21 protein-coding genes are annotated in these 23,328 nt (G+C 67.5%); 8 read left to right on the top strand and 13 right to left on the bottom strand.

Annotated elements, in window-relative coordinates:
* Positions 1-8 precede the first annotated feature (8 nt).
* The 3 genes from F9K34_RS03180 to F9K34_RS03190 are packed head-to-tail and all read left to right on the top strand — an operon-like array spanning position 9 to position 2,458.
* Positions 9-1,445, top strand: a complete 1,437-nt coding sequence (locus F9K34_RS03180; protein WP_291335302.1) for an APC family permease — start codon at positions 9-11, stop codon at positions 1,443-1,445.
* Positions 1,446-1,496: 51 nt separating this feature from the next.
* Positions 1,497-2,174, top strand: coding sequence for a hypothetical protein (locus F9K34_RS03185; protein ID WP_291335304.1), 678 nt, complete (start codon positions 1,497-1,499; stop codon positions 2,172-2,174).
* Positions 2,171-2,458, top strand: a complete 288-nt coding sequence (locus F9K34_RS03190) for a hypothetical protein (RefSeq protein WP_291335305.1) — start codon at positions 2,171-2,173, stop codon at positions 2,456-2,458. The genes F9K34_RS03185 and F9K34_RS03190 overlap by 4 nt, the downstream gene beginning before the upstream one ends.
* Here the strand turns inward: F9K34_RS03190 and F9K34_RS03195 are convergent.
* The 9 genes from F9K34_RS03195 to F9K34_RS03235 form a co-directional block, all read right to left on the bottom strand.
* Positions 2,449-3,108, bottom strand: a complete 660-nt coding sequence (locus tag F9K34_RS03195; RefSeq protein ID WP_291335307.1) for a helix-turn-helix domain-containing protein — start codon at positions 3,106-3,108, stop codon at positions 2,449-2,451. The genes F9K34_RS03190 and F9K34_RS03195 overlap by 10 nt on opposite strands.
* Before the next feature lie 69 nt (positions 3,109-3,177).
* Positions 3,178-3,741, bottom strand: a complete 564-nt coding sequence (locus F9K34_RS03200) for a sarcosine oxidase subunit gamma (RefSeq protein WP_291335309.1) — start codon at positions 3,739-3,741, stop codon at positions 3,178-3,180.
* Complete coding sequence (locus F9K34_RS03205; protein ID WP_291335311.1) at positions 3,734-6,688, bottom strand: sarcosine oxidase subunit alpha family protein; 2,955 nt, start codon at positions 6,686-6,688, stop codon at positions 3,734-3,736. Before F9K34_RS03205 ends, F9K34_RS03200 begins: the two co-directional genes overlap by 8 nt.
* Entirely contained in the window at positions 6,685-6,969 is a 285-nt protein-coding gene (locus tag F9K34_RS03210) for a sarcosine oxidase subunit delta (protein ID WP_291335313.1), read from the bottom strand. Before F9K34_RS03210 ends, F9K34_RS03205 begins: the two co-directional genes overlap by 4 nt.
* 12 nt (positions 6,970-6,981) lie before the next feature.
* Positions 6,982-8,232 carry a sarcosine oxidase subunit beta family protein gene (locus tag F9K34_RS03215; protein ID WP_291335315.1) on the bottom strand — a complete coding sequence of 417 codons (1,251 nt, stop codon included), beginning with the start codon at positions 8,230-8,232 and terminating at the stop codon, positions 6,982-6,984.
* A 1,260-nt stretch (positions 8,233-9,492) separates the two neighbouring features.
* Positions 9,493-10,884 (bottom strand): cytosine permease, encoded by a 1,392-nt coding sequence (locus tag F9K34_RS03220; RefSeq protein WP_291335317.1) that lies wholly within the window; start codon positions 10,882-10,884, stop codon positions 9,493-9,495.
* Positions 10,881-11,036, bottom strand: a complete 156-nt coding sequence (locus F9K34_RS03225) for a hypothetical protein (protein WP_291335319.1) — start codon at positions 11,034-11,036, stop codon at positions 10,881-10,883. The genes F9K34_RS03220 and F9K34_RS03225 overlap by 4 nt, the downstream gene beginning before the upstream one ends.
* A gap of 83 nt (positions 11,037-11,119) precedes the next feature.
* On the bottom strand, positions 11,120-13,576 hold the full coding sequence (locus F9K34_RS03230) for a GcvT family protein (protein WP_291335321.1): 2,457 nt from the start codon (positions 13,574-13,576) through the stop codon (positions 11,120-11,122).
* An 18-nt stretch (positions 13,577-13,594) separates the two neighbouring features.
* Positions 13,595-15,106, bottom strand: coding sequence for an aldehyde dehydrogenase family protein (locus F9K34_RS03235; RefSeq protein ID WP_291335323.1), 1,512 nt, complete (start codon positions 15,104-15,106; stop codon positions 13,595-13,597).
* 171 nt (positions 15,107-15,277) lie between these two features.
* On the opposite strand from F9K34_RS03235, the gene F9K34_RS03240 reads away from it, so the two are divergent.
* The 3 genes from F9K34_RS03240 to F9K34_RS03250 all read left to right on the top strand — a co-directional run bounded on the left by F9K34_RS03240 (position 15,278) and on the right by F9K34_RS03250 (position 17,247).
* Positions 15,278-15,877, top strand: a complete 600-nt coding sequence (locus tag F9K34_RS03240) for a helix-turn-helix domain-containing protein (RefSeq protein ID WP_291335325.1) — start codon at positions 15,278-15,280, stop codon at positions 15,875-15,877.
* A 224-nt stretch (positions 15,878-16,101) separates the two neighbouring features.
* On the top strand, positions 16,102-16,611 hold the full coding sequence (locus F9K34_RS03245) for a hypothetical protein (protein ID WP_291335327.1): 510 nt from the start codon (positions 16,102-16,104) through the stop codon (positions 16,609-16,611).
* Positions 16,612-16,965: 354 nt separating this feature from the next.
* Complete coding sequence (locus F9K34_RS03250) at positions 16,966-17,247, top strand: DUF1127 domain-containing protein (RefSeq protein WP_291335329.1); 282 nt, start codon at positions 16,966-16,968, stop codon at positions 17,245-17,247.
* A gap of 190 nt (positions 17,248-17,437) precedes the next feature.
* Here F9K34_RS03250 and F9K34_RS03255 read toward each other — a convergent pair whose 3' ends face one another.
* From F9K34_RS03255 to F9K34_RS03265, 3 genes are all read right to left on the bottom strand, one after another.
* A complete protein-coding gene (locus F9K34_RS03255) occupies positions 17,438-18,376 on the bottom strand; it encodes a mechanosensitive ion channel family protein (protein WP_291335330.1) in 939 nt (312 codons plus the stop codon).
* Between the two features lie 368 nt (positions 18,377-18,744).
* Entirely contained in the window at positions 18,745-19,170 is a 426-nt protein-coding gene (gene rnk, locus F9K34_RS03260) for a nucleoside diphosphate kinase regulator (protein ID WP_291335333.1), read from the bottom strand.
* A 92-nt stretch (positions 19,171-19,262) separates the two neighbouring features.
* Complete coding sequence (locus F9K34_RS03265) at positions 19,263-19,718, bottom strand: hypothetical protein (RefSeq protein ID WP_291335335.1); 456 nt, start codon at positions 19,716-19,718, stop codon at positions 19,263-19,265.
* A 317-nt stretch (positions 19,719-20,035) separates the two neighbouring features.
* Here F9K34_RS03265 and F9K34_RS03270 point away from each other — a divergent pair, with 317 nt between their 5' ends.
* Positions 20,036-21,013: a ribose-phosphate diphosphokinase gene (locus F9K34_RS03270; protein WP_291335337.1), complete on the top strand. Its 978-nt coding sequence runs from the start codon at positions 20,036-20,038 to the stop codon at positions 21,011-21,013.
* Here the strand turns inward: F9K34_RS03270 and F9K34_RS03275 are convergent.
* Positions 20,985-22,031, bottom strand: coding sequence for a hypothetical protein (locus F9K34_RS03275; RefSeq protein ID WP_291335339.1), 1,047 nt, complete (start codon positions 22,029-22,031; stop codon positions 20,985-20,987). The two genes, F9K34_RS03270 and F9K34_RS03275, sit on opposite strands and share 29 nt — an antisense overlap.
* A 117-nt stretch (positions 22,032-22,148) precedes the next feature.
* Here F9K34_RS03275 and F9K34_RS03280 point away from each other — a divergent pair, with 117 nt between their 5' ends.
* Positions 22,149-23,234: a polyheme membrane-associated cytochrome C gene (locus F9K34_RS03280; RefSeq protein WP_291335341.1), complete on the top strand. Its 1,086-nt coding sequence runs from the start codon at positions 22,149-22,151 to the stop codon at positions 23,232-23,234.
* Positions 23,235-23,328 lie beyond the last annotated feature (94 nt).

Genomic DNA, 23,328 nt, shown 5'->3' on the forward strand with positions numbered 1-23,328 from the left:
GGCGGATCATGGCTGATATCGACATCACCTCGCAGACGATCGACGGCATGGGCCCTCATGGGACAAAAGTCGGACTTCTGCGCGTCCTCGGCCCCGCACATGTCTGGGCGCTTGGCGTCGGGATCGTGCTCGTGGGCGAGTATATGGGCTGGAATTTCGCCGTCGGCAAGGGCGGCGCCTATGCCGCGCTGATCGCCTGCTGGTTCGCGGGAATCCTCTATTCCTGCGTCGCCATGATCGACAGCGAGGTCACCTCGACCGTTGCGTCGGCAGGGGGGCAGTATACCCAGGCCAAGCACATCATCGGCCCCCTGATGGCCTTCAACGTGGGCCTCTATCTCGTCTTCGCCTACACGATGCTGGAGGCCGCGAACGCCATCACTGCGGGCTACCTCTTCTTTGTCGTGGCGCAGATGACGGGCCATGCCGGCGATCTCGACCAGCGGCCGTTTATCATCCTCGTCATCATGTTCCTCGCCTGGCTGAACTATCGGGGCGTGCTCGCGACGCTGACCTTCAACCTCGTGATCACCGCGATTGCCTTCTGCGCGATCCTGATCCTGTTCCTGTCCACCTCGGGGATCCTCGGCGGCGGGATCATGGAACATACCGCGCTCTTCGAGGGGCATGAACTGCCCTATGGCTGGATCGGCGTGCTGGCGGCGATGCATTTCGGCCTCTGGTACTACCTCGGGATCGAAGGCACCACGCAGGCGGCGGAAGAGGTTCGTTCACCCGCCCGGGCGCTGCCTTTCGGCACGCTCGCCGGGATCATGACGCTTCTGATCGCCGCCACGCTCACCTGGTATGTCTGTTCGGGCGTCCTGCCGTGGGAGTATCTCGGCGATGGCGTCAACGGCTCGGTTGCGCCGCTGTTCGACACCGCGCGGCTCTCCGGATCGAACGGCTTGGTCTGGCTTCTCGGCTTCGGCACGCTCTTCGCGACGCTGGCCAGCGCCAACGGCTGCATCAATGATGCGAGCCGCGCCTGGTTCGCCATGGGCCGCGACAAGTACCTGCCGGGCTGGTTCGGTGCGGTGCATCCGCAATACCGCACCCCCTACCGGGCAATCGTGTTCCTGGTTCCCATCGCGCTGATCTTTGCCCTTGGCGCACCGCTCGACCAGGTCATCACCTTCTCGATCCTGTCCGGGCTGCTGGGTTATACCTTCATGCCGCTGAACATCATCCTGTTCCGCCGCAAGTGGCCACTGGAGACGATCAAGCGTGGCTATGAGCACCCGTTCCACCCGATCCCCGCGATTACGCTTCTCACGCTCTGCGGCGTGACCTTCTTCGCGGTGTTCCTCGGCTACGGAACCCAGCTCGTGGCGATGATCGGCTTCTACATCGTGGTCTCGCTCTGGTTCCACTTCTGGCGGTACCGCTTTGTGAACCGCGGGGCGCAGTTCACCATGCCCTGGCCGAAGCCGCAGGGCTACTGAGGACCATCGGCCCGCCCCTCCCCTTGGTCGAGGGGGGCGGGCCATTTCCGCATGTCCCCCCTTGCCCCCTTCGCCGCCGCACTTGCCGTGCTGGGTCTTTGGCTCGGCTACCGGCTGGTCCGCGAGACCCGCAACCGAACCACTGCACGCACGACCTATTTCGACGCCGTGAAGCCCCTCTTCGATGGTGGCGAAACGCGCCTGCAACCCAGCGGATTTCCCCGTATGTCGGGACGCCGCGGCGGCTTGGCCTTCGACCTTCAGGCGCTGCCCGACACGCTGACCTTCCGCAAGCTCCCGGCGCTCTGGGTCATGGTGACCCTGCCCGAACCCCTGCCCATTGCCGCCACGCTCGACCTCATGGCCCGTCCCTCTGGCAATGAGCCCTTCACCCGCTTCCCAACCCTGCCGCAATCGCTGCCTGTTCCCCCCGGCTTACCGAAGGAGGTGGCGATCCGCAGCGATGACGCCCGGCGTTGCCCGCCGGACGGCCTGATCCTGCGCCATGCCGCGCTGTTCGACGATCCGGCAGTGAAGGAACTAGTGATCTCGCCCAAGGGGCTGCGCATCGTGATCCTCGCCGAAGAGGCGGATCGCGGCCGCTATCTGATCTTCCGCGAGGCCGAGATGGGCATGACCCCACTGATCGCCGAGCGTATTGCCCCGTTGCTGGACAGACTCGTCGCCCTGCGCGATGATCTCCTTGCCTGGGCGAAGGAGACGCGATGAAGCCACCGCCCAACCCCTATGTCGTGCTGCTGATTGCCATCGTTCTGCCGGGCGTCGGCCAGGTCCTCAACCGCCAGCCGGTGCGAGGCTTGGTATTCGTCTTCTTCGTCGTGCTCCTCGGCGGCTTCACGCTCAAGACCGCGGCCCCCGAGGTCTCGTTCGTCGGCAAGGTCTCGGGCGGCCTCTTCGTCTGGGCCATGGCGATCTTCGACGCCTACAGGACGGCGCGAATCCGGGCGGCCGTCTGGCAGCACGGAGCACGCAGTGCGCCCCCTCAGCCCTGAGGGTAGGAGATTACCGACAGATAGCGCGCCGGCAGCTTGACCAGGGTCTCCGGCCCATGCGGGGCGTCCGCGTCGAAGAACAGGCTGTCGCCCGGCTTCATCGCATAGACCTGATCCCCATGGCGATAGTCCACCTCGCCCTCCAGCATGTAGAGAAGCTCCAGCCCCTCGTGCTGGAAGGCTGGGAAGGTGTCGCTCTCGGTCGTGAGCGTGATGATATAGGGCTCCACCACAACGCCCGAGGAGTTGGACCCGATATGACCCAGGAGGTTGTACTGGTGTCCCGCCCGCGTTCCGCGACGCTCGATCTCGATATGCTCGCCCGCCTTCACATGCTGGGCCTCGCGACGCTCCTCATAGCTCTTGAAAAAGGCTGTCATAGGCACCGAGAAGGCGTGCGACAGGACCTGAAGCGTGGTGAGCGACGGGGAGGTGTTGCCGTTTTCGATCTTCGACAGCATCCCGATGGAGAGGCCGGTCACCACGGCAAGGTCGGCCACCGTCATGCCCTGCTGGCGCCGGAAGTTGCGCACCTCGCGACCGATGGCGGCTTCGAGCGTGCGTTCGGCGACTTCGCGGACCCGATGCGGGTCCTGGCTGAATGCGGGCTTCCCACGCGGCAGGTCGGGTGGTTCAGGCGATTTCGTCATGCAGGTTTCCTGACAGGAAAATCACACCGTTTTTTCCTACAAGGAAATGTCCACGCTTTCAAGGCTTTGTCAGGCCAATGATGCCGCAGCGGTCTCCAACGCGTGCAACAAGCTTCGTGCCGAGGATCTCGAGCCGTAAAGCACGACTTGCCCGGGCCCGCGCTTCACGAGATAGCAGCCGGAATGTTCGATCACGGTTCGCGTAGCAAATCCGTCCGGTGCTCCGGGAAAATCCACATTGCAGAGGCGTTCCAGCAAGGGGCTGAGTTCGGCCGCCGAAATGTCGAAGCAGACCCAGGCGTCGGTCTGCTCGGTGATCGACGCGGCGTCACCGAAGGCCGGCTTGAGATGCGCCACGATGTCCTCGTGGCTGGCGAAGGGAGCTTCGACGAACCACATCCCGGGGGCGACCCAGAAGGCCGCATAGGGCGCGCCATCCTTCCAGCGGGCCGGACCCGGAAGCGGCACCCCGGCGGCCTTTGCGGCGCGCTCGACATCGGCCTCGCGCCCCTTGCGTGCGGCGAGCGAGGCCAGCGCCACATCGAACCGCTCGGCGATGCGGCAGGGGCCGGCCGCATGGGTTTCAGGTTCGGAATGACCGAGCGCCGTCAGGGAGTGCAGGGTTTCAGCCACGGAGTCTCTCCCCTTCCGGATCGAAGAAATGCGGGGACACGATCTCGACCTCGGTCTCGGTCGGTGGTTTCGCCAGGAGGTTCACCGCCCGCATCCTGCGGCCCATCTTCTGGTCGCCCGCCTTCAGATAGCCCAGTGCGATGTCGCAGCCGAGATGCGGGGAATAGACCTTGGAGGTCAGCCAGCCCCCATCGTTCTCGATCACGGGCGCGGCGCCGATTTCCAGGAAATGGCTGCCGGCGGTCAGCCTGCCCTCGGGGTTGACCGGCTTGACTCCCACCAGCCGATAGCCGTTCGGATCTGTCATGCCCTCGCGCTGCGACAGCACCATGCCGATGGCGTCCTTCTTCTTCGACACCATCTTGCCAAGCCCCATGTTCAGCGCCGTGGACTGGCCGTTCAGTTCGTTCCCCGCGACGTGGCCCTTCTCGACACGCATGACGCCCAGCGCCTCGGTGCCGTAGACGACCGCGTCGAATTCCTTTCCGGCTTCTACCAGCGCCCGGATCAGCGCGTCGCCGTAGCGGGTGGGAACCGCGATCTCATAGGCCAGCTCGCCCGAGAAGGAGATGCGGAACAGCCGGCCGCGGATGCCGCGGACGGTGATACTGCCTGCACCCATATAGGGGAACGCGGCATCCGAGATGTCCTGGTCCACCAGCTTTTCCAGCAGCTTCCGCGCATTCGGCCCGGCGACGGAGAACTGCGCCCAGGCCTCGGTGGTGGAAATAAGTTGAACGTCCATCTCCGGCCACAGCACCTGGCGGCAATACTCCAGATGCCTGAACACAGTCACCGCGTTGGCCGTGGTGGTGGTCATCACATATTCATGCTCGCCCATCCGCGCGGTGGTGCCATCGTCGAAGACCATCCCGTCCTCGCGCAGCATCAGGCCATAGCGGCACTTGCCGACGGCCAGCGTGCTGAACGTGTTGCAATAGACCTTGTCGAGGAAGGCCCCCGCATCGGTGCCCTGGATGTCGATCTTGCCGAGCGTGGTCACGTCGCAGATGCCCACCGACTTGCGGGTGGCCAGCACCTCGCGGTCGACCGACTGCCGCCAGTGCGTCTCGCCGGGTTTGGGCAGCCACTGGGTGCGCAGCCACATCCCCACCTCGACAAAGACCGCGCCCTGTTCCTCGGCCCATTTGTGGCTGGGCGTCAGGCGGAAGGGCTTGAATTCCTTCCCGCGCGACCGGCCTGCAAGGGTACCCATGGCGACCGGGGTATAGGGCGGGCGGTAGATGGTGGTGCCGGTTTCCGGGATCGTCCGGCCAGTCAGGCCCGCCATGATGGCCAGGCCCAGCACGTTGCCGGTCTTGCCCTGGTCGGTGGCCATGCCAAGCGTGGTGTAGCGCTTCAGATGCTCGACGCTCGTGAAATTCTCCTTCTGTGCCAGCTTCACGTCCTTGACGGTCACGTCGTTCTGCGGGTCGATCCAGGCACGGCCCTTGCCGCCCGCCGCATACCATTTCGGTGTGATGGAGATCGGCGCATCCTCGGCATTCGGCAGCGCAGCCGCCTTGGCGGTGATCCCCAGGTCGGCCAGCGCTGCGATGGCCTGCGCCTGGCCCGTCGCCAGCGCGCCGTGAGTGCTGAGCGCCCCGGCCGCCGCGCCTGCGGCCGTCAGGCCGTGCGGGGCATCCGGCCCGGGGATGAAGGACTGGATGGCTTCATCCCAGACCGGCCGCGAGCGGTGGTGCGAGGTGATGTTGACGTTCGGGTTCCAACCGCCCGAGACACCCAGCGCGGTGACGCGGATCGTCTCGGTCCGGCCGTTCGCCTGCCGGATGGTGATGGAAGTCAGACCAAGCCGGCCCTGTGCGTCGATTACTTCCGCGCCCTTCAGGTGGCGGATGCCGGGCAGCACGCTGCCGCCCGGGCGCGCGTCGATCACTGCAACCACGTCCACGCCCTTGGCCTGCAGGTCGGTGGCGGAGCGCAGCCCGTCCTCGTTGTTGGTGAAGACCGCGACGCGGTCGCCCACCGCCACGCTCCAGCGGTTCGCATAGGCGCGCAGGGCGCCCGCCAGCATGATCCCGGGACGATCGTTGTTCTCGAACGCGATTGGCCGTTCGGTCGCTCCGCCCGCAAGGATCGCGCGGCGGGAATAAACGCGCCACAGCGTCTGGCGGGGCTTGCCCTTCGGCGGCACCGCCAGATGGTCGCTGACACGCTCCACCACGCCATAGATGCCGTGGTCGAAGGCCCCGATCACCGTGGTGCGCGGCATCAGCCGCACATTCGGCATCGCCGACAACTCGGCCACGATGCCCGCCGCCCAATCGGCGCCAGCCTTGCCGCCCACCTCCAGCGTCTCGGCGTTCAGCCGGCCACCCATGCGGAAATCCTCATCCGCCAGGATAACCCGCGCGCCCGCACGCCCCGCCGTCAGCGCCGCCGTCAGCCCCGCAGGCCCCGCGCCGATCACCAGCAGGTCGCAATGCAGGAACCCCTTGTCGTATTCGTCCGGGTCTTCCTCGCGCGTCAGTGCGCCAAGACCGGCGGCGCGGCGGATGATCGGTTCATAGACCTTTTCCCAGAATGACGCAGGCCACATGAAGGTCTTGTAGTAGAACCCGGCGGTGAAGAAGGTGTTCAGCCGGTCGTTGATCGCCATGGCGTCAAACTTCAGGCTGGGCCAGGCGTTCTGGCTGGTCGCCTCCAGCCCGTCGAACAGCTCGGCCACCGTGGCCCGCGTGTTCGGCTCCTGCCGCGGGCCGGAGCGCAGTTGCACCAGCGCGTTCGGCTCCTCCGAACCGGCCGAAAGCGGTCCACGCGGGCGGTGATACTTGAAGCTGCGCCCCATCAGCCGTACGCCGTTTGCCAGCAGCGCCGAGGCCAGCGTATCGCCGGGATGGCCCTCATAGGTCCGGCCGTCGAAGGTGAAGCGGAAGGTGCGGCTGCGGTCGATCTGGCCGCCGGCGATGCGGTTCGACTGGGTCATTTCGTGCGCCCCATGGCTTTTGCCACATCGCGGGCCAGTTCGACCCTGATGACCTCGTGCGTCACGGTATTGCGTGTGACGACGAGCCAGGAACGGTCGCCCTGCTCGTGATACCAGAGTTCGCGGTGCTCCCCTGCCGGGTTGTCGCGATTGTAGAGCCAGTCGTGAAAGGCCTCGATTCCGGCGGTCATGCCGTCGGGGCGTCGCATCAGGCTGGCGTCGCCGAGATAGACGAATTCCTGCGCGTCGCGGGGACCGAGGATAGGATGGTTGAAGATCATCGTTTCAAACCCCTAGTGCAGGTTCGGCTGGGCGCCCTGGCCCTTTTCGTCGATCATCAGTCCCTTGAGGAACCGGTCGAACCGGTATGCCGTGGCGGTCTTGTGCGGCTCGTCCTTCGCCAGCAGGTGCGCGAAGCACCAACCCGAGGCGGGCGTGGCCTTGAAGCCTCCATAGCACCAGCCGCCATTGAAATAGAGGCCGTCGACATGGGTCTTGTCGATGATGGGCGAGCCGTCCATCGACATGTCCATGATCCCACCCCAGGTGCGCAACAGCCGCGCGCGCCCGATGGCAGGCATCAGCGCCATGCCGCCCTCGGCGACATCCTCGATCACCGGCAGGTTGCCGCGCTGGGCATAAGAGTTGTAGCCGTCGATGTCGCCGCCAAAGACCAGCCCGCCCTTGTCGGACTGGCTGACGTAGAAATGCCCCGCGCCGAATGTCATTACCCCGTCGATCAGCGGCTTCAGCCCTTCCGAGACAAAGGCCTGCAGCACATGGCTTTCGATCGGCAGCCGCATGCCCGCATGGGCCATGACCTTGCTGGAAGACCCCGCCACCGCCACGCCCACCTTCTTGGCGCCGATGAAGCCGCGCGTGGTTTCCACGCCCCTGATGCGGCCACCCTCGATCCGCATTCCGGTGACTTCGCAGTTCTGGATCAGGTCCACCCCGCGCAGGTCGGCCGCCCGCGCATAGCCCCAGGCCACCGCGTCATGGCGCACCGTGCCGCCGCGCCGCTGCGCCAGCCCGCCCTTGATCGGAAAGCGGGCGTTGTCGAAGTTCAGCCAGGGATACATCGCCCGCACCTGCTCGCGGTCCAGAAGTTCCGCATCCGCACCGTTCAGGATCATCGCATTGCCGCGCCGGGTGAAGGCGTCGCGCTGCGCGTCCGAATGGATCAGGTTCAGGATGCCGCGCTGGCTGACCATGGCGTTGTAGTTCAGGTCCTGTTCCAGCCCTTCCCACAGCTTCATGGAAAACTCGTAGAAGGGCTCGTTCCCGTCCAGCATGTAGTTCGAACGTATGATTGTGGTATTGCGGCCGACATTTCCGCCGCCGAGATAGCCCTTCTCGAGTACGGCGATCCGCGACTGGCGGAATTCCCCGGCCAGGTAGTAGGCCGTTGCAAGCCCATGCCCGCCGCCGCCGACAATGACATAGTCATACTCCCCCTCCGGCGCGGGATCCCGCCAGACGGGTTTCCAGCCCCTGTGCCCCGTGAGGGCCTCGGCGATGACACGGAATCCGGAATAGCGCATGGCCGCGCCCCCTTTGGTCTGACTTGCGGCGACATTAGCTCTTTGCGGTACCCGGAGCGATCCGATTTCGCCACGGTTTCCGCCGTTCCCGCCACGCGGCGCGGGCCAGGTGGAACACGCGCCCTCGTCGGTGGCGCCCGCATCGCGGCCGGCGCAAAGCCGTCCCTACGACCTAGATGGCAACTTGCTCCCCGGCCTCGACGGCAAGATTGAGGAGCGCCATTCCGATCCGCCATTCGAGGACCGTCTGTTCCGAACGCTGACCGCGTCGGCGGGCCGGCACGGGGGGAGAGAGCCTGCTTTACCCGCTCCCGGTCCGGCGGCCGGTCGCCGCGCGTTCGCCGCTGACGTCCGTCCAGCGGGCTGACTCCCGGGCGCCGCTTGCCCCAACATCCGCATCACGAGGACGAAGAGCGGCGGCACGGTCACTACGCGGGGCATGCGCTCCACGCGGACGGGCTCGGGTCGGTCCGCGCGGTGACCGAAGACGCTGGCGTGGCGGTGGAACTCTTCGCCCAGACCGGGCACATCATCGCGTCGTCGATTTGCCCACGGTTCGCGCCAAAGCGCGCAACGCAAGTATATCCCCGAACCGCGGACCATGTTCGAAGCTCGGATGCAGCGGCCCCGGCTTTGCTCCACCTCGGGCACCATGCATCCGGCAAACGGCCCACCCCGTCACCGTAGGAGCGCGCCAGCGCTGCCGCGTGGATTTGGCACTGGCGGTGCAGCGAGGGGCCTCGTGTGCGCTGCGCATGGGGTTAGCGTCCGTTTTCACGACCGGCCCCGATCCGGAGAGAGATTCCCGACGATTGCCGGCCCGCCTGCACTTTCGTTGACATGCTCGGCCCGGACGACCTGCGAACCGCCGGAACGATGGGGGCGGAACTGCTCCACCTGGGCCAGGAAGGTGCGCCCCCTGGCCTTTCACGACTGCCTGGTCCGCCGTAGTCGCAGGGGCTCCGTGCGCGGGTCTTGGAGGGGCTGGCCTTACGACAGGTGCCCTTCATGACGGATGCGGCAAATCGGGGGCGCAGGGCACGGACTCGCGCTCTGGATTGAGAAAGGCGGGCGCCGGCGTCTGATCGGGCGCAGGAAGACGGGCGCGGGATCGCAACCCGCCACGACAGGTGGCCCAGGGTCTTCCTCTCCGCGATCCTGCCGGCTGCAACCGTCCTGCTCCGGCCTTGCCGATCCATCGGTCCGGACCCCGGGGGCAAGGCTGTGGCCGCCGCCCGCGCGGGACGGCGGCCACAGCCGCTATTCGTAGCCCCCCTTGCCGGAAGGCTTCACCAGAAGCACCGTGATCAGGGCGTAGACCACGCCGGCGACCACCGCGGTGGGCAGTGACGCCGTCAGATAGTCGTAGGGCGCGCGGCTGGCGTAGGTGACCGGGTTCAGCAGGTAGAGATAGGTGAAGAACCCGGCGATCATGGCGAGGACCGCGGCCGGATTGAATCCGCCCCAGTAGTGATAGTCCGTGCCGGGGCCGCCGACGAACACGGCGCGGATGCTGATCCTCTGGCGGCGCAGGATCAGGTAGTCGGTGATCTGGATCGCGCAGATCGGCGCGAAGAACACACCGATGAAGGCGAGGAACGTGCCGAAATTGTTGAAGAAGAGGTCCGGCACGAAGAGACTTACCGCTGCAACCGGAACCAGCGCGAAGAGCATCAGGATGCCCCAGTGGATGGTCGCCAGCGCGGGCACTTGGCGGAGCCCGATGGCGGTTGCGTAGACGCCCGCGAGGGTCGTGCCGAAGTTGGCCGCAATGACGAAGAGAAGCGCGATGACCCCGTAGGTCGGACCGCCGAGCTGGACGAGCCAGGCAGAAGGGTCGGAGACCTGGAGCGCGAGAATGGCGGCGAGCCCGACCACCGACAGGATCGGCACCGGCAGGCCCATGCCGAGCATGGCGGGCAGGGTGGCCCCACCGGCATTCGGCGCCTTGCGCACCATTGCGCCGATGTAGGGCCACCAGCTCAGGAGACTGACGATTCCGATCTCGACCCCGGTGACATAGTCCCAGCGCAGATTGCCCGAAGCGTAGGCGGGCTTCGCCTCGGCGAGAACTCCCGCTTCGCGGGTCACCAGGACCCATGTCATCCAGCCGCCGATTCCGACGATGAAGAAGAAGAGCACCTTCGAGACGACCTCCAGCCCCGTACCGCCGCGCAGGAGCACGACGTAGACGAAAACGCAGGCAAGTATCGTCACGCCGCGCAGCACCCAGGCACCCGTATCGGGCGTGATGACCCCGAGTGTCTGCAGGAGCTGGTCCACCGACTTGCCGAAGAAGATCATCAGCAGGCAGTTCCAGCCGATGATCGAGGCGTACTGGAGGAAGACGGTGATGATCCAGCCCCGGTCTCCGAACTGCGGGCGCGCCGAGGCGATGGAATCGATGCCGAACCGGGTTGCGGTCGGGACGACCGCGAGCGTGACGAGCAGCATTCCGATCATGCTGCCCGCCGTCATTGCGGCGAAACCCATGCGCAGGTTCAGGTAGTAGCCGACGTATTCGCCGATGATGTAGCACCACGTCGCCGCCGCGGTGACCAGAAGCACCGCGAAGAGCTGCCAGCGGTTCCAGTCGCGTTCGGCACGGGTCAGTGGCCAGCCGCTTTCGTCAGAACTGTCGGTCGCGCTCATTGCCACCCCCACAGCAGAAGAAGGCCCGGGCCGACGACACCCAGCAGGAGGAGCCAGACCCAATCGGCAGGCCCGAAACCGGCCCCCTGGTTGTCCGCCCTTTCCAGCGCGTCGATCCGCTGTTCAAGTTCCAGTGGAAGCTTGTCGTGCATTCTCGTTCTCCCTCGTTGTGGGCCCGTGCCGTCTGGGCCTGCCTTGCTCCGGTTCAGGTGCACCCCGGAGAAGGTGCGCGGCTTCACCCTTTCAGCCTTGTGCCTGCGGGGTCATGCCAGGGCCCCAGCTGAAGGCGGACAGGGTAACGTTTCCACGCGATCTCGACCTCCCAGGTGCCGCTGCCGAGCCAGTCGGCCGACACGCCGCCGGGACAGGTCACGTACCCCATGCCGAGCGAGGCCCCGATGCGATGGCCATAGGCGCCGGTGGTGACGGAGCCGACGATCTCGCCATCCCGCAGGAGTGGTTCGTTGTGGTGGAGATGCGGCGGAACTCCTTCCGTATCCACCCTCGCCTGGACCAGCCGCCGCTCGACCGGCCCGGCGTTCCTTTGCCGCAAGAGCGCATCGCGGCCGATGAAACCGCCCGGCTTGTCGATGGCGACGGCAAAGCCGAGCCCCGCCTGCAAGGGCGTGTCCTCCTCGCCGATGTCGTGGCCCCAGTGGCGGTAGCCCTTTTCCATCCTGAGCGAGTTGATGGCGAAGAATCCGCCCATCCTCAGCCCCAGATCCGCCCCGGCCTCGACGATCCTCTCGAAGGTGTGGGCGGCGAATTCGGCGGGCATGTAGAGCTCCCACCCGAGTTCGCCGACATAGGTCAGCCGGCTGGCCCGGACACGGGCATAGCCGAGGTCGACCTCGCGCGAGGTGCCGAAGGGAAAGGCCGCGTTGCCGAAGTCGTCGGGCGAGAGACGCCCGAGCAGGTCGCGCGCCTTCGGCCCCATCAGCGCCAGCATCGGCGTGGCCGAGGTGATGTCGTGGACGAAGACCCGCGCGCCCTCGGGCAGATGCCGCTTCAGCCAGGCCATGTCGCGGCGTTGCGAGACGGCGATGGTCACCACCATGAACTCGGTCTCCGACAGGCGCGTGACGGTCACGTCGGCCTCGATCCCGCCCTCGTCGTTCAGCCATTGGGTGTAGACGACGCGGCCCGGCGCCACGTCGATCTCGTTGGCGCAGATGCGGTTCAGCGCCGCGCAGGCGTCCGGCCCCGCCACCAGATACTTGATGAAGCAGGAATGGTCGAACAGCGTGACGTTTTCCGCCGTGTTGCGGCACTCCGCGCCCACGGCGTCGAACCAGCTCGGTCGCCCGTAGGAGTATGTCACCTCCGCAACAGTGCCCGGCGCGCCGAAGAAGCCGGGCCGTTCCCAGCCCGCCGCCTCTGTCATCCAGGCGCCCATCGCGGCGAGCCGGTCGTGGAACGGGCTCCTGCGGATGCCGCGGGCGGTTTCGAACTGCTTCGACGGCCAGTGCATGTCGAAGAGCGCGCCCAGCGTTTCCGTCGTGCGGTCCTCCAGGTATCTGCGGTTGCCCTGGAAGGCCTGCGTTCGCCGCACGTCGACGTCCATCAGTTCGACCGGCGGCCGGCGGTCGCGAATCCAGTCGGCCAGCGCCTTGCCGACGCCGCCCGAGGAGAGGATGCCGATGGAATTGAATCCCGTCGCGCAGAAGAGGCCCGGCACCTCGGGTGTCTCGCCCAGAAGATAGCGGTCGTCGGGGGTGAAGCTTTCGGGCCCGTTGAAGAAAAGCTGGATGCCGGTCCGTTCCAGAACCGGCACCCGGCGGGTGGCGGTTTCCAGATAGGGGGCGATGTGGTCGATGTCCTCGGGCAGCGTGCCGAAGGCAAAATCCTCGGGGATGCCCGCCCGGCCCCAGGGCTTCGCGTTCGGCTCGAAGAACCCGACGAGGAGCTTGCCGGCATCCTCCTTGTAGTAGGTCCATTCGTCGCCGAGGAAGAGCACGGGCAGGTTTCTCGGCAGGTCGGGGATGGCCTCGGTCACGCAGTAGAAATGTTCGGCCGCGTGCAGCGGGATGGTGACGCCCGCCTGCGCCGCCAGGTCTCGCGACCACATGCCGCTGCAGAGGACGACCGTATTGGCGCGCACCAGGCCCCTGTCGGTCATCACCCCGGCGGCCTTGCCGTTTTCCACCACGATCCGGGTTACGCCCGTGTTCTCGAAGATCCGCGCCCCCCGCATCCGGGCGCCGCGCGCATAGGCCTGCGTCACATCGGCCGGGTTCACCTGTCCGTCATGGGGAAACCAGAAGCCGCCGACGATGCCCTCGGTGGAAACCGGCGACCAGCGTTCCCGGATCTCGCCGGGCGTGACCGGTTCCACCGGTAGGCCGAAGTTGCGCCCCATGGAGGCCCCGCGGGCAAGCTCCTCGTAGCGCGCCGGGGTGTTGGCCACCCTGAGCGAACCGTTCCGCTTGAACCCCGTCGCCTGCCCGGTCTCGGCCTCGAGTTCGCCGAAAAGCTCGCCAGTGTATTTGGCAAGCTCGGTCATCCGTCGCGTGGCCCGCAACTGGGTGACAAGCCCCGCCGCATGCCAGGTCGTGCCGCTGGTCAGTTGCCGCCGCTCGAAGAGCGCGACATCGGTGATGCCGATCTTCGTCAGGTGGTAGGCGACCGAACAGCCGGCCACGCCACCGCCGATGATCGCGACTTCGACCCGTTCGGGAAAATCCGTTGCCATCCTTGCAATGTCCTGCTGTCAGCGCGTGCCGGGATAGCTTTCCTCGCGCGCATAGGGGAACCACCAGAAGTCCTGGATGCTCGCCCCGGGGTCGATCATCACGAACTTGGTGTTCTGGAACTGGTTCAGCCCCTCGGGGCCAAGCTGGCGCCCGTTCCCGGAAAGCTTGCGCCCGCCGAAAGGCAGGGCGTCGTTGTCGAGAAGCGGCGCGTTGATCCAGAGGATTCCCGACTGGATCTCGCGCACGGCGCGGAAGGTCTCGGTCGTGTCGCAACTGTAGAGGTTCGCGCCCAGCCCGAACTCGGAGCGGTTGGCCAGCTCGACGGCCTCGTCGAAGCTCTTCACCCGGCAGATCGGCGCCACGGGGCCGAAGCTTTCCTCCTGCAGGATCGTCATGTCCGGAGTGACCTCGGTCAGCACCGTGGGCTCGACATACCAGCCCTTGTTCAGCGATGCCGGCCGCCCGCCGCCGGTCGCCACCTTCGCCCCCTGCTTGCGCGCGTTGGCGATCAGCGCCTCGAACCGGTCGCGCTGGCGGCGGGTCGCCATCGGGCCCATGTCGACCTCTTCAAGGCCGTTTCCGACGCGCAGCTTCTTCGCCTCGGCCACCAGCCGTTCGACGAACTGGTCGTGGATGGCCTCGTGCACGTAGAACCGTTCCGCCGAGGTGCAGACCTGTCCGCAGTTGAGATATGCCGCGAAGGCGGCACCGCGCGCGGCCATGTCGAGCGGCGCGGAGGGCATCACGATGAACGGGTCGTTGCCGGATGCCTCGATCAGGCATGGCTTGAACGTCTCGGCGCAGGTCCGCGCCACCGCCTGGCCCACGGGAACCGAGCCGGTGTAGGCCACGCCATGCGTCTTGCGGCTGGCGACAAGCCGCTGGGCGACGCGCGGGCCTCCGGTGACGCATTGCATCAGGCCTTGCGGCAGGCCGTTGAAGAGTTCCATGAACTTCAGCGTGGTGACGCTCGTCTGCTCGTGCGGCTTGACGATCACGGCATTGCCGGCGGCCACCGCGGCGGCGGCTTCCCAGCAGAGAAGCACGAGGGGATAGTTGAAGGGCAGGATGATGACGACGGTGCCGAGTGGCTCCTTCACGGCGAAATGGAACTGGCCGGGAACCGTGGTGCCGGCGATGCGCCCCGCCTCGTGCCGCGCGACCTCGGCATAGTAATCCATCGCCGTGGCGCACCACGAAACCTCGTCGAGCGATTCCTTGTAGGGCTTGCCCTCTTCCCGCGTGAGGTATTCGGCATAGAGCGCCTTGTCGCGCCGCATCACGGCGGCGATCTCGTGCATGACGACGGCACGCGAGCGCATGTCGATGGCATTCCAGCGCCTGCCGGCAACCAGTGCCGCCTCGATCGCGGCGTCCACCTCGCCGTCCGCGGCGTCCGCGATCTCGGCAATCCGCTCCTCGGTCGCGGGGTCGATCACGTCGAGCCGGTCGGCCGAGGCGCTGGCGACGAAGTCACCGTCGATGAAAAGCTTGCCCGAAAGCCTGCTGAAGGTTTCTCTGGCGCTCACGGCTGGCCCTCCCGGCGTGTTTGTGTTTGATTTTTATGCAATCATGTCATGAAATACTTTACAGTCAAGCCTGATGAGCCAGCGCGACTGCATTGACGACCGGCGAGGCGTTGCGCATATCGCCGTCGGATGGGCGCGCCGCGCGGCCGGTGATACGGGGGAACGACGATCATGGGGGCGAAACCCGCCGCGAAAGGGCGCCAGCCGGACACGCCGGTCTCTGCCGGTCTCGACATCGGCGCCCGCCTGCGCGCGGTGCGGGAGCGTGCGGGCCTCTCGCAGCGCGAGCTGGCAAAACGGGCGGGGGTCACCAATTCGACGATCTCGCTCATCGAGCAGGAGACGCATTCGCCCTCGCTTGCCTCCCTGCACCGGATCCTGTCGGCGGTGCCGATCTCGATGGCGGACTTCTTCGCGCTGCCGTCCTCGCAGCGCAACGTCATGTTCTTCGACCGCAACGACCTTGCGGTGGTCGCGCGCGGCGAGGCCGACCTGCGCGTGCTGGCCGCCGAACGCCGCGACAAGCAGTTGCAGCTTTTCATCGAACGTTACCAGCCCGGTGCCGGCACCGGCGACGAGCCGATTTCCCACGACGGCGAGACGGCGGCCGTCGTGCTGACCGGAACCGTCGAGGTCACCGTCGGGTCCGAGAGACGGGTGCTTCGTCGGGGCGGCGGCTACCAGTTGATCGGCCGCCAGCCCTACACGCTGCGCAACATCGGCAAGACGGTCGCCGTGGTCGCCTGCGCCTGCACCCCGCCCATGTTGTGACCTGCGCGGGATCGAGCTCCTTCACCCTGCCCGCGATTGACACCCCACGGCGGCCTTCCTAGGATCGATCGATGGTCAAAAGTGATGCAGATCCGAGGTTCATCCTTCTGACGCGCCCGCTCCCCCGGGTGGTGTGAGCGTCTGCGACCGACATCACCGCCCGGGGCTCTCCTGAAGTACGCAGTGTTTCTTGCTGAACGACGGCGCGCCGTCGGGGAGATGTCATGCTCGGCAATCACGACAACCACGAAGGGCTCGGCCCGACGGGAGTTTCCGCGGCGGTGCTGGCAACGCTGCGCGACCACGGTGCCGCCACGCGCCTTACGATGAAGGATATCCGGCTGATGGAATCGCACCTGCAGCGATGCGCGGCCTCGAACGCGGTGATCTCCAGGCTGGTCAACGAAATCCTGCGGAGAAAGCGCGCACACTGTCAGGTGGTTGAAGAGGCGGATGTTCCGCCGGAACTCGCCATCGGGAACAGCTTGATCCGCTATCGGATCAACCAGGGCGAGCCGCGGACGGGCCTGCTCTTCCACCGCATGGCACGGCAGGCCGACACTGATCATCTGTCGGTGTTCTCGCTCGCCGGCGCGACCGTGATCGGACTCTCAGCCGGTCAGAGCGCGCCCTTGCTGCGCACGGATTGCACCTTCGGCACGATCACGCTCCTCGACGTCGTAAGCCAGCCGGTCACCGTGTCCGGCCCATCCGGTCGAAGGCGCCGGTCCTGAGGGCGCGGGATCCGCGCGGCGGCGGAGATGAGGCTGCGGCGGGCAAGAGGCGCGCCCGGCCGATTGAAAGGTCCGGCAAAACGGCCATATTCAAAACATGATGACGTCCAGCCTTCAGAGGAGGCTCCTGCGCTTCGCAGGATCGCTGCTGAACCGCGCCTGACCCCGGGCGGGACGCGTCGTGGCGTCCCTTGCCCGGGGAAAATCGTGATCGTTGACCGGATGCGGAAATCCTCGCGCGCGCTGTTTCATGCGCCGCGCGGGATACGACCAGGTGTGATGCCCGCGATCCGGTTTCCTGCAGTCGCGGCTCCGCCCGAAGCGGAGCGGAACCGATCCGAGAAGGACAATGTCATGATCTACCAGGAGAAGACGTACTGGGCGGCCGAGGGGCCGGTCCCTGAACCCGCGAAGGGACGCAAGGGCTTCATCCGTCGCCTGATCTCCGCGCCGCTGTCGAATTGGCAAAGGCGCAAGACGATAGCGGCCCTGCATCAGCTCAGCGATGCGACGCTCGCCGATCTCGGGATGTCCCGAGGCCAGATTCCGGACGTCGTGGACGGCCTGATCGCGAGCGGTCTTACGGCAGCATCGCTGCGCGATGTGGTCACGCCCCGGGACCGCGCGGACGCCTAGAACACTGGAGTTGCAACGGCACGGATGCCGTGCCGTTGCAACCGCCACGGTCTCCGAGACCCGCAAGAAGGGCGGGTGTGCCTGAGCGCCGGAGACGTCTGCAGGGCCTCGGCTTCGGCAGGTGACGCGCCGGGCCGGCGGTCCGCCCCGGGTTGCAGGCCGGGACGGCTTGAGCATTCGGGGCCCGCCCTCAGGGGCGGAAGGGATGCAGAGCGCGCGGCGTTTCCTCCGCCATGCCTGCCGGGCCGGGGTGCGCCTTCGTGCGGATCAGCTCGATCCGGCGGTGCGGGGCGACCGACCCTTCCCGGCGCAGGGCCTCGTCCACGAGACTGTAGACCTCGTCCCGACAGTCCATGTCGCGGTCGTAGCGGGTGAGCCAGTAGCGCAGGGCATAGGTGATCCCGCTTTCCTCGTAGGCCAGCACGCGGACGTCCGGCGGCGGGTCCCGCTGGATCAGGTTCGCCTGCTTGACGGCGTCGAGCATAATCCTGCGCGCGCGGTCCACCGTCATGGTGTGGTCGAGCGTGATCGATATCTGCGCCCGGTACTTCGGCCTCGGCGCCGAGTAGTTCGTGATGCGCTGGCGCGCGATCTGGCTGTTGGGAAGGATCATGTAGGTGGAGTCCCTGGTCAGCAGCCGCGTGGTGCGCCAGCCGATTTCGATGATCTTGCCGCGGGCCAATCCGTCGATCTCGACCCAGTCGCCGATCCTGAACGGCGCCTCGACGCCGAGCGCGATTCCCGAAAGCGTGTCGGCCACCACGTTGCGGATGGTAAAGCCGAGCATGGCAAGCACGAGTCCCGATCCGGCCAGTGCGCCGGTGGCGCCCTGGCCCATGACGAGCGCCGCCGCTCCGATGAGGGCGGCGAAGAAAAGCAGGGCCGCGACGAGGTCCTTCAGGAGCCGCGGGAAGGGCCGCCGCCGCGCCGCCCTGTCGAGCGCCACCGCGAGAATGCGGCTCGCGAACCACGCGGTGGCGAAATAGGTGAGTGCCGTCGCGGCCAGCGCGACGTTTCCGCCAAGCCGGAGTTGCGCGGCGAGATCGGCTCCGAAGAGGACGAGGGCGAAACTCAGGACCATCAGGATCGTCGGCCAGACGAGGCTGCGCGCGTGCTGTTTCGCGGTCATTCCCGGGGCCCCCCGATCTCGTGCGTTCTTCCGGCATGCATGGCGGCTGCGGCGCAGGCCGGGCAGTTGCCCGCATGGGCGCGGGGCAGCGGACGGCCGCAAAGCCGGCACAGCATGCCGGCCGCGGCGCTTGGGGGCGCGACGGGTGCGAGACAGCGCGGGCACCTGTTGAGGGCGGCGCGCGGCAAGACGAGCTTGCATCGGGCGCAGATCTTGCGAAGGCGGTGCGGGGTCATGGCGCGATGTCCAGGGGAGGGGTTGACGGCGGCCCGGGAGGCGGCCATGGGCCGGAGCCTGCGCCCGGGATCAGGGGCGCCGGGCCGGGACGGAATGCCCGTGCCGCCTGGTCGCCGCCGCGACGGAGCCTTTCAGCTCCCGCTCCCGGCGTCCTGCTCGACGCGGATGACCGTCAGCATCCGCCGCTGGTTGTCGCGCGTGTCCCAGTAGAAGGCCGCGCCTTCGGCAAGACCGAGAAGCGCCACGCCGATCGGTGTCATCACCGAAACCCGCTGGCGCGTGATATCGGCCTCCTCCGGGTAGACCAGCGTCACGGATTTCACCTGCCCCGCAGCCTCGTCGCGGTAGGTCACCCGGCTGCCGATCGCGACGACCGATTTCGGCATCTTGCCGGCGGGAACGATGCGGGCGCGGCCGAGCTCGTCCAGGAGCCGGTCGGCGAGAGCCGGGTTGCGCAGCATCGCGCCTTCCGCGAGGGCCTCGATATGGACGAGATCGTCGGCACTGATGACAATCTTCGGATGGCGCGCGCGGTCTTTGGCTTTGGGGTGGGTCATTTGGGTCAACATCGGGTCAGCTCCCTTCGGGATGGGTGGAACGAACGGCAACGGAATTGAGCGGGCAGGGCCCGCGGGGCGGGGCTCGCCGATCAGGCCGGGCGGGCGACGCCGAGGACCGTCAGCCTGGTCACGGTGCCGTCCTCGCAAAGCATCGGCACGGTCTGTCCGACCCTCAGCCCGATCAGGGTCGCGCCGAGGAGCGAGAGGACGGGGATGACACCGATGCCCGTCGCCGCATCGCGGGCGTTATGGGCCAAGAGGCCGGTACGTGCCGGACCGTCGCCGATCGAATAGGTCACGCGGCATCCGCCGGCAACGGCATCCGCGGGCGGTTCCATGCCACACGGGCTGCTCGCAGCGATCCGGTGACGCAGGACATGCCCAAGATAGGGTGAGGCGTCCCGCTCCGCCGCTTCGCACCAGGCGAGGTGGCGCAAGAGCTGCCGGCGGTCGGCGTCGGCCAGGACCGGGGTCCCGTGCGTCCGGGATATGGGAGGTTCGGGATGGCCGTTCGCCGACGGCCGGGGATGACGGATGCTGGACATGATCTCTCCTCTGACGATCGCTCGTCGCGCGCTTGGTTCAGGACGGTGAGGAGACCCCGGGAGGTATGGCAGGCGCCGACGCGCCTACACCGCCCGGGGATGCGGGCGGTTCAGCAGGAGAAAACGGAAATGATCTGCGTGGACCAACATGCGGACAGAGGTAGGGTGCCCCCGCGCGTTCGTCAACCGGCGGCCCGTGAGGGGGGGGCGTGCCGTCGCGGCGGAGTGGCAGGAATGCCCCGCGGCATGATCCGGATCAAGGGCGGTCAGGGCCGGATTGGGGCATCCTTCAGGTGTCACCAACCGGGGGAAGACCGATGCAGATCTTTGCACTCGACGCGGCGCGGTCCTTCGGCGACCGCGTGGCCCGGCATCTGAAGACGCGGCTCCAGCCGCACGAGGTGCGGGACTTCGACGATGGAGAACACAAGGCGCGTCCGCTGGTCAGCGTGCGCGGCCAGGATGTCTACGTGATCCAGGGGCTGGAGGGCGGCGACGGGCAGAGCGTGAACGACAGGCTCGTGCGGCTCCTGCTGTTCCTGGCGACGCTGAAGGACGACGGCGCGGCGCGGGTCACGGCGGTGGCGCCCTACCTTGCCTATTCGCGCAAGGACCGCCAGACCAAGGCGCGCGACCCGGTGGCGACGCGGACGATCGCGCGGCTGATCGAAGCGGCGGGCACGGATGCCGTCGTCACGGTCGAGGTGCACAATCTGGCGGCCTTCCAGAACGCCTTCCGCTGCCCCGCCTGGCATCTCGACACACACGGGCTCTTCGCGCGCCATCTCGCCCCGGAACTCGGCGGGCAAAGGGTGACGGTGGTCTCGCCGGACGCGGGCGGCGTGAAGCGGGCGCAGCTTTTCCGCGAGATGCTGGAGGCGACGCTCGGGCGCGAGGTGGGATCCGCCTTCATGGAAAAGCGGCGCAGCGCCGGCGTGGTCAGCGGCACCCATCTCGTCGGCGACATCGACGATGCGGTAGCGGTGGTCTTCGACGACATGATCGCATCCGGCGGGACCATGGTGCGGGCGGCGCGGGCGCTGAAGGAGCGGGGCGCGACCGAGGTCATGGCCGTCGCGGCCCACGGCCTGTTCACCGGCGGTGCCGAGGGGGCGGTCGAGGATGCCTCCGTCGACCGGTGGCTGGTGACCGACACCGTTCCGCTGCTCCGCCTTCCGCCAGACCTCGCCGCGCGGCGGGTCGAGGTGGTCTCCGCCGTGCCGCTCGTCGCCGAGGCGATCGGGCGCCTTCATGCCAACGGCTCGATCACGGAGCTTCTGGCGTTTCCAGAATAGCCGCGGCGCGCTCGGCCTCGGCGAGGTAGCGCTCCGCCTGCGGCGGCCACTTCCCCGGCGTCCGTGGCGCGGGGTCGAGGAGATGGGCCAGCGCCTGCCGCGCGCGAAAGGTCGCCCGGTACGCCGTGTAGAAGGCCCAGAGCCGGTCGCCGGGATCGTCGTCGAGGCGCCTGCACGCCACCGCGCGCAGGCGCGGGCTGACCCGATCGGCGCCGAGCGCCGCGCACTCCATGGCGAGCGTCGCATATTCCTCGAACGGGTCGAGAAGCCGGAACAGCCGCGCCAGTTCGAGGCAGTCGATGACGCGGATGGGCGGGCCGAGCCAGACATGCTCGGGGCGAAGGTCGCCATGGCCTTCGACCACGCGGCCCGCATGCAGGCGCGACAGGAGCAGCGCCGGTTCCTCGTCGAGCACCCGCGCGAGCAGGGCCGTCAGGCGCGCCAGTCTCGGCGCCGCCTGGGCGAAGGGTGGCTCGCCGAGAAGGTCGCGGGTTTCCCCGATGTTTTCCCGGTAGCGGCCGAGGTAGCTCTCGGCCGGGGGATGTTCGGCGCGGCGGGTCCGGTGGAACCGGGCAAGACGCTCCGCGACCGCATCGATGCCGGCCTCCGTGATCGTGCCCGCCTCGAGGCGCCGGTCGAGGAAGCCCGCGTCCGATAGCCGCCGCATGCGGACGAGCCATTCCAGGGTCGCGCCCGGGCCGTCGAGCGCGAGCGTCCCGTCCCGATCCCGCGCCAGCCGCGAGAGGCCGAGATAGACGTCCGCCGCGAGCCGGCGGTTCAGCCTGACTTCTCCGGCGCAGGCATCGTGGCGCAAGTCCAGGCTGGTGAAGTCGATCGAGTTGCGGCGGATCGGTTTCTTCATCTTGTAGGCGAGGGCGGGCGTCAGGAAGACCCAGGCCATGCTCGTCTCGCGGACCTCGGCCGGCGCGCCGGTGCTGTCGCGCAGCATCTCGGCGACCGCCGCGACCTTCTCCGCGGCGGACGGTTCGCTGCCTGTTTCTCCGCGCGCCGGCGTCATCCGAACATTCTCGCCCCGTGCGCCTGCGCCTCCTTGATCCGCATCAGGCCGGGTCGCCGGGCCCGTGGCAGAATGGGCGCGCGAAGGGCGCCCGACGAGTGAATGCGAGGTCGCGTCATGTTCCCCAGAACGATCCGGTCTGCCGTCATGGCAGCATGCCTGTCCCTGACCCCCCTGTTCAATGCCGAAGGGCAGGAGTCCAGCGCCCTGTCGGGGATCGTGGAGTCCTGGCTGAACTCTCCGCACGCCGACCCGGCCTCGGAAGCGTTCCGCCACTGGAACGAGGATGGCGCCATCCCGCCGACCTGCGCCGGGTGTCACTCCAGCCCCGGCCTGCGCGACCTCCTCGGCGGCGACGGGACCGCTGCGGGCGTCGTCGACCACCCGGCTCTCATCGGGTCCACCGTCGACTGCGCCGCCTGCCATGGCCTCGCGGCGACGGATCTGCGGCAGGTGACCTTTCCCAGCGGTGCGGTGGCCACCGACCTGGGTGTGTCCGCTGTCTGCATGGTCTGCCACCAGGGTCGGCAATCCTCGGGCGACCTGGACGATGCAGTGGCCGGAAAGGGCGAAGACGCGGTCTCGCCGGAGCTTTCGTTCGTCAACGTCCACTACCGCGCCGCCGCCGCCAGTCTCATGGGGTCCGCCGCCCATGGCGGCTACGAGTATCCGGGCAAGACCTACGCGGGGCGCTATGCCCATGTGCGCGGCCTCGACAACTGCGCCGCGTGCCACGACCCGCACGGGCTCGATGTCGACGCCGCCCGCTGCGCGCGGTGCCACGGCGCCGCCGGACTGGCCGCGATCCGCAACGATCCTCGGGACACCGACGGAGACGGGGACAGCACCGAAGGCGTGGCCGGGGAAGTCGCGACCCTGCACGAGTGGCTCGGACATGCGATATCCGCCTATGCGCGGGAGGTCGCGGGTGCCGCGATTGCCTATGCGCCGGATGCCTATCCCTATTTCTTTGCCGATCTCGATGGCAACGGTGTGGCGGACGGGGAGGAGCGGGGCTATCCCAACCGGTACATGCAGTGGACGCCGCGCCTTCTGAAGGCGGCCTACAACTACCAGTTTGTTGCCAAGGATCCGGGGATCTACGCGCACAACCCTGTCTATGCCCGGCAGATCCTCATCGACAGTCTCGAAAGCCTTGGCGGAGTCGTCGCGATCGGACGCAACGGCTGGACGAGGCCGTGACCGCCCGGGCGCCGGCACCTGGCGGCGATGCCTGCCGCGCTGCCGGCGTGCGGGGGGCGATGCCGCCGCCGCACAGGGCCCCGGCGGGGCATGC

Source organism: Albidovulum sp. (assembly GCF_008933605.1).
In the GTDB taxonomy this organism is placed as follows: Bacteria; Pseudomonadota; Alphaproteobacteria; order Rhodobacterales; family Rhodobacteraceae; genus Albidovulum.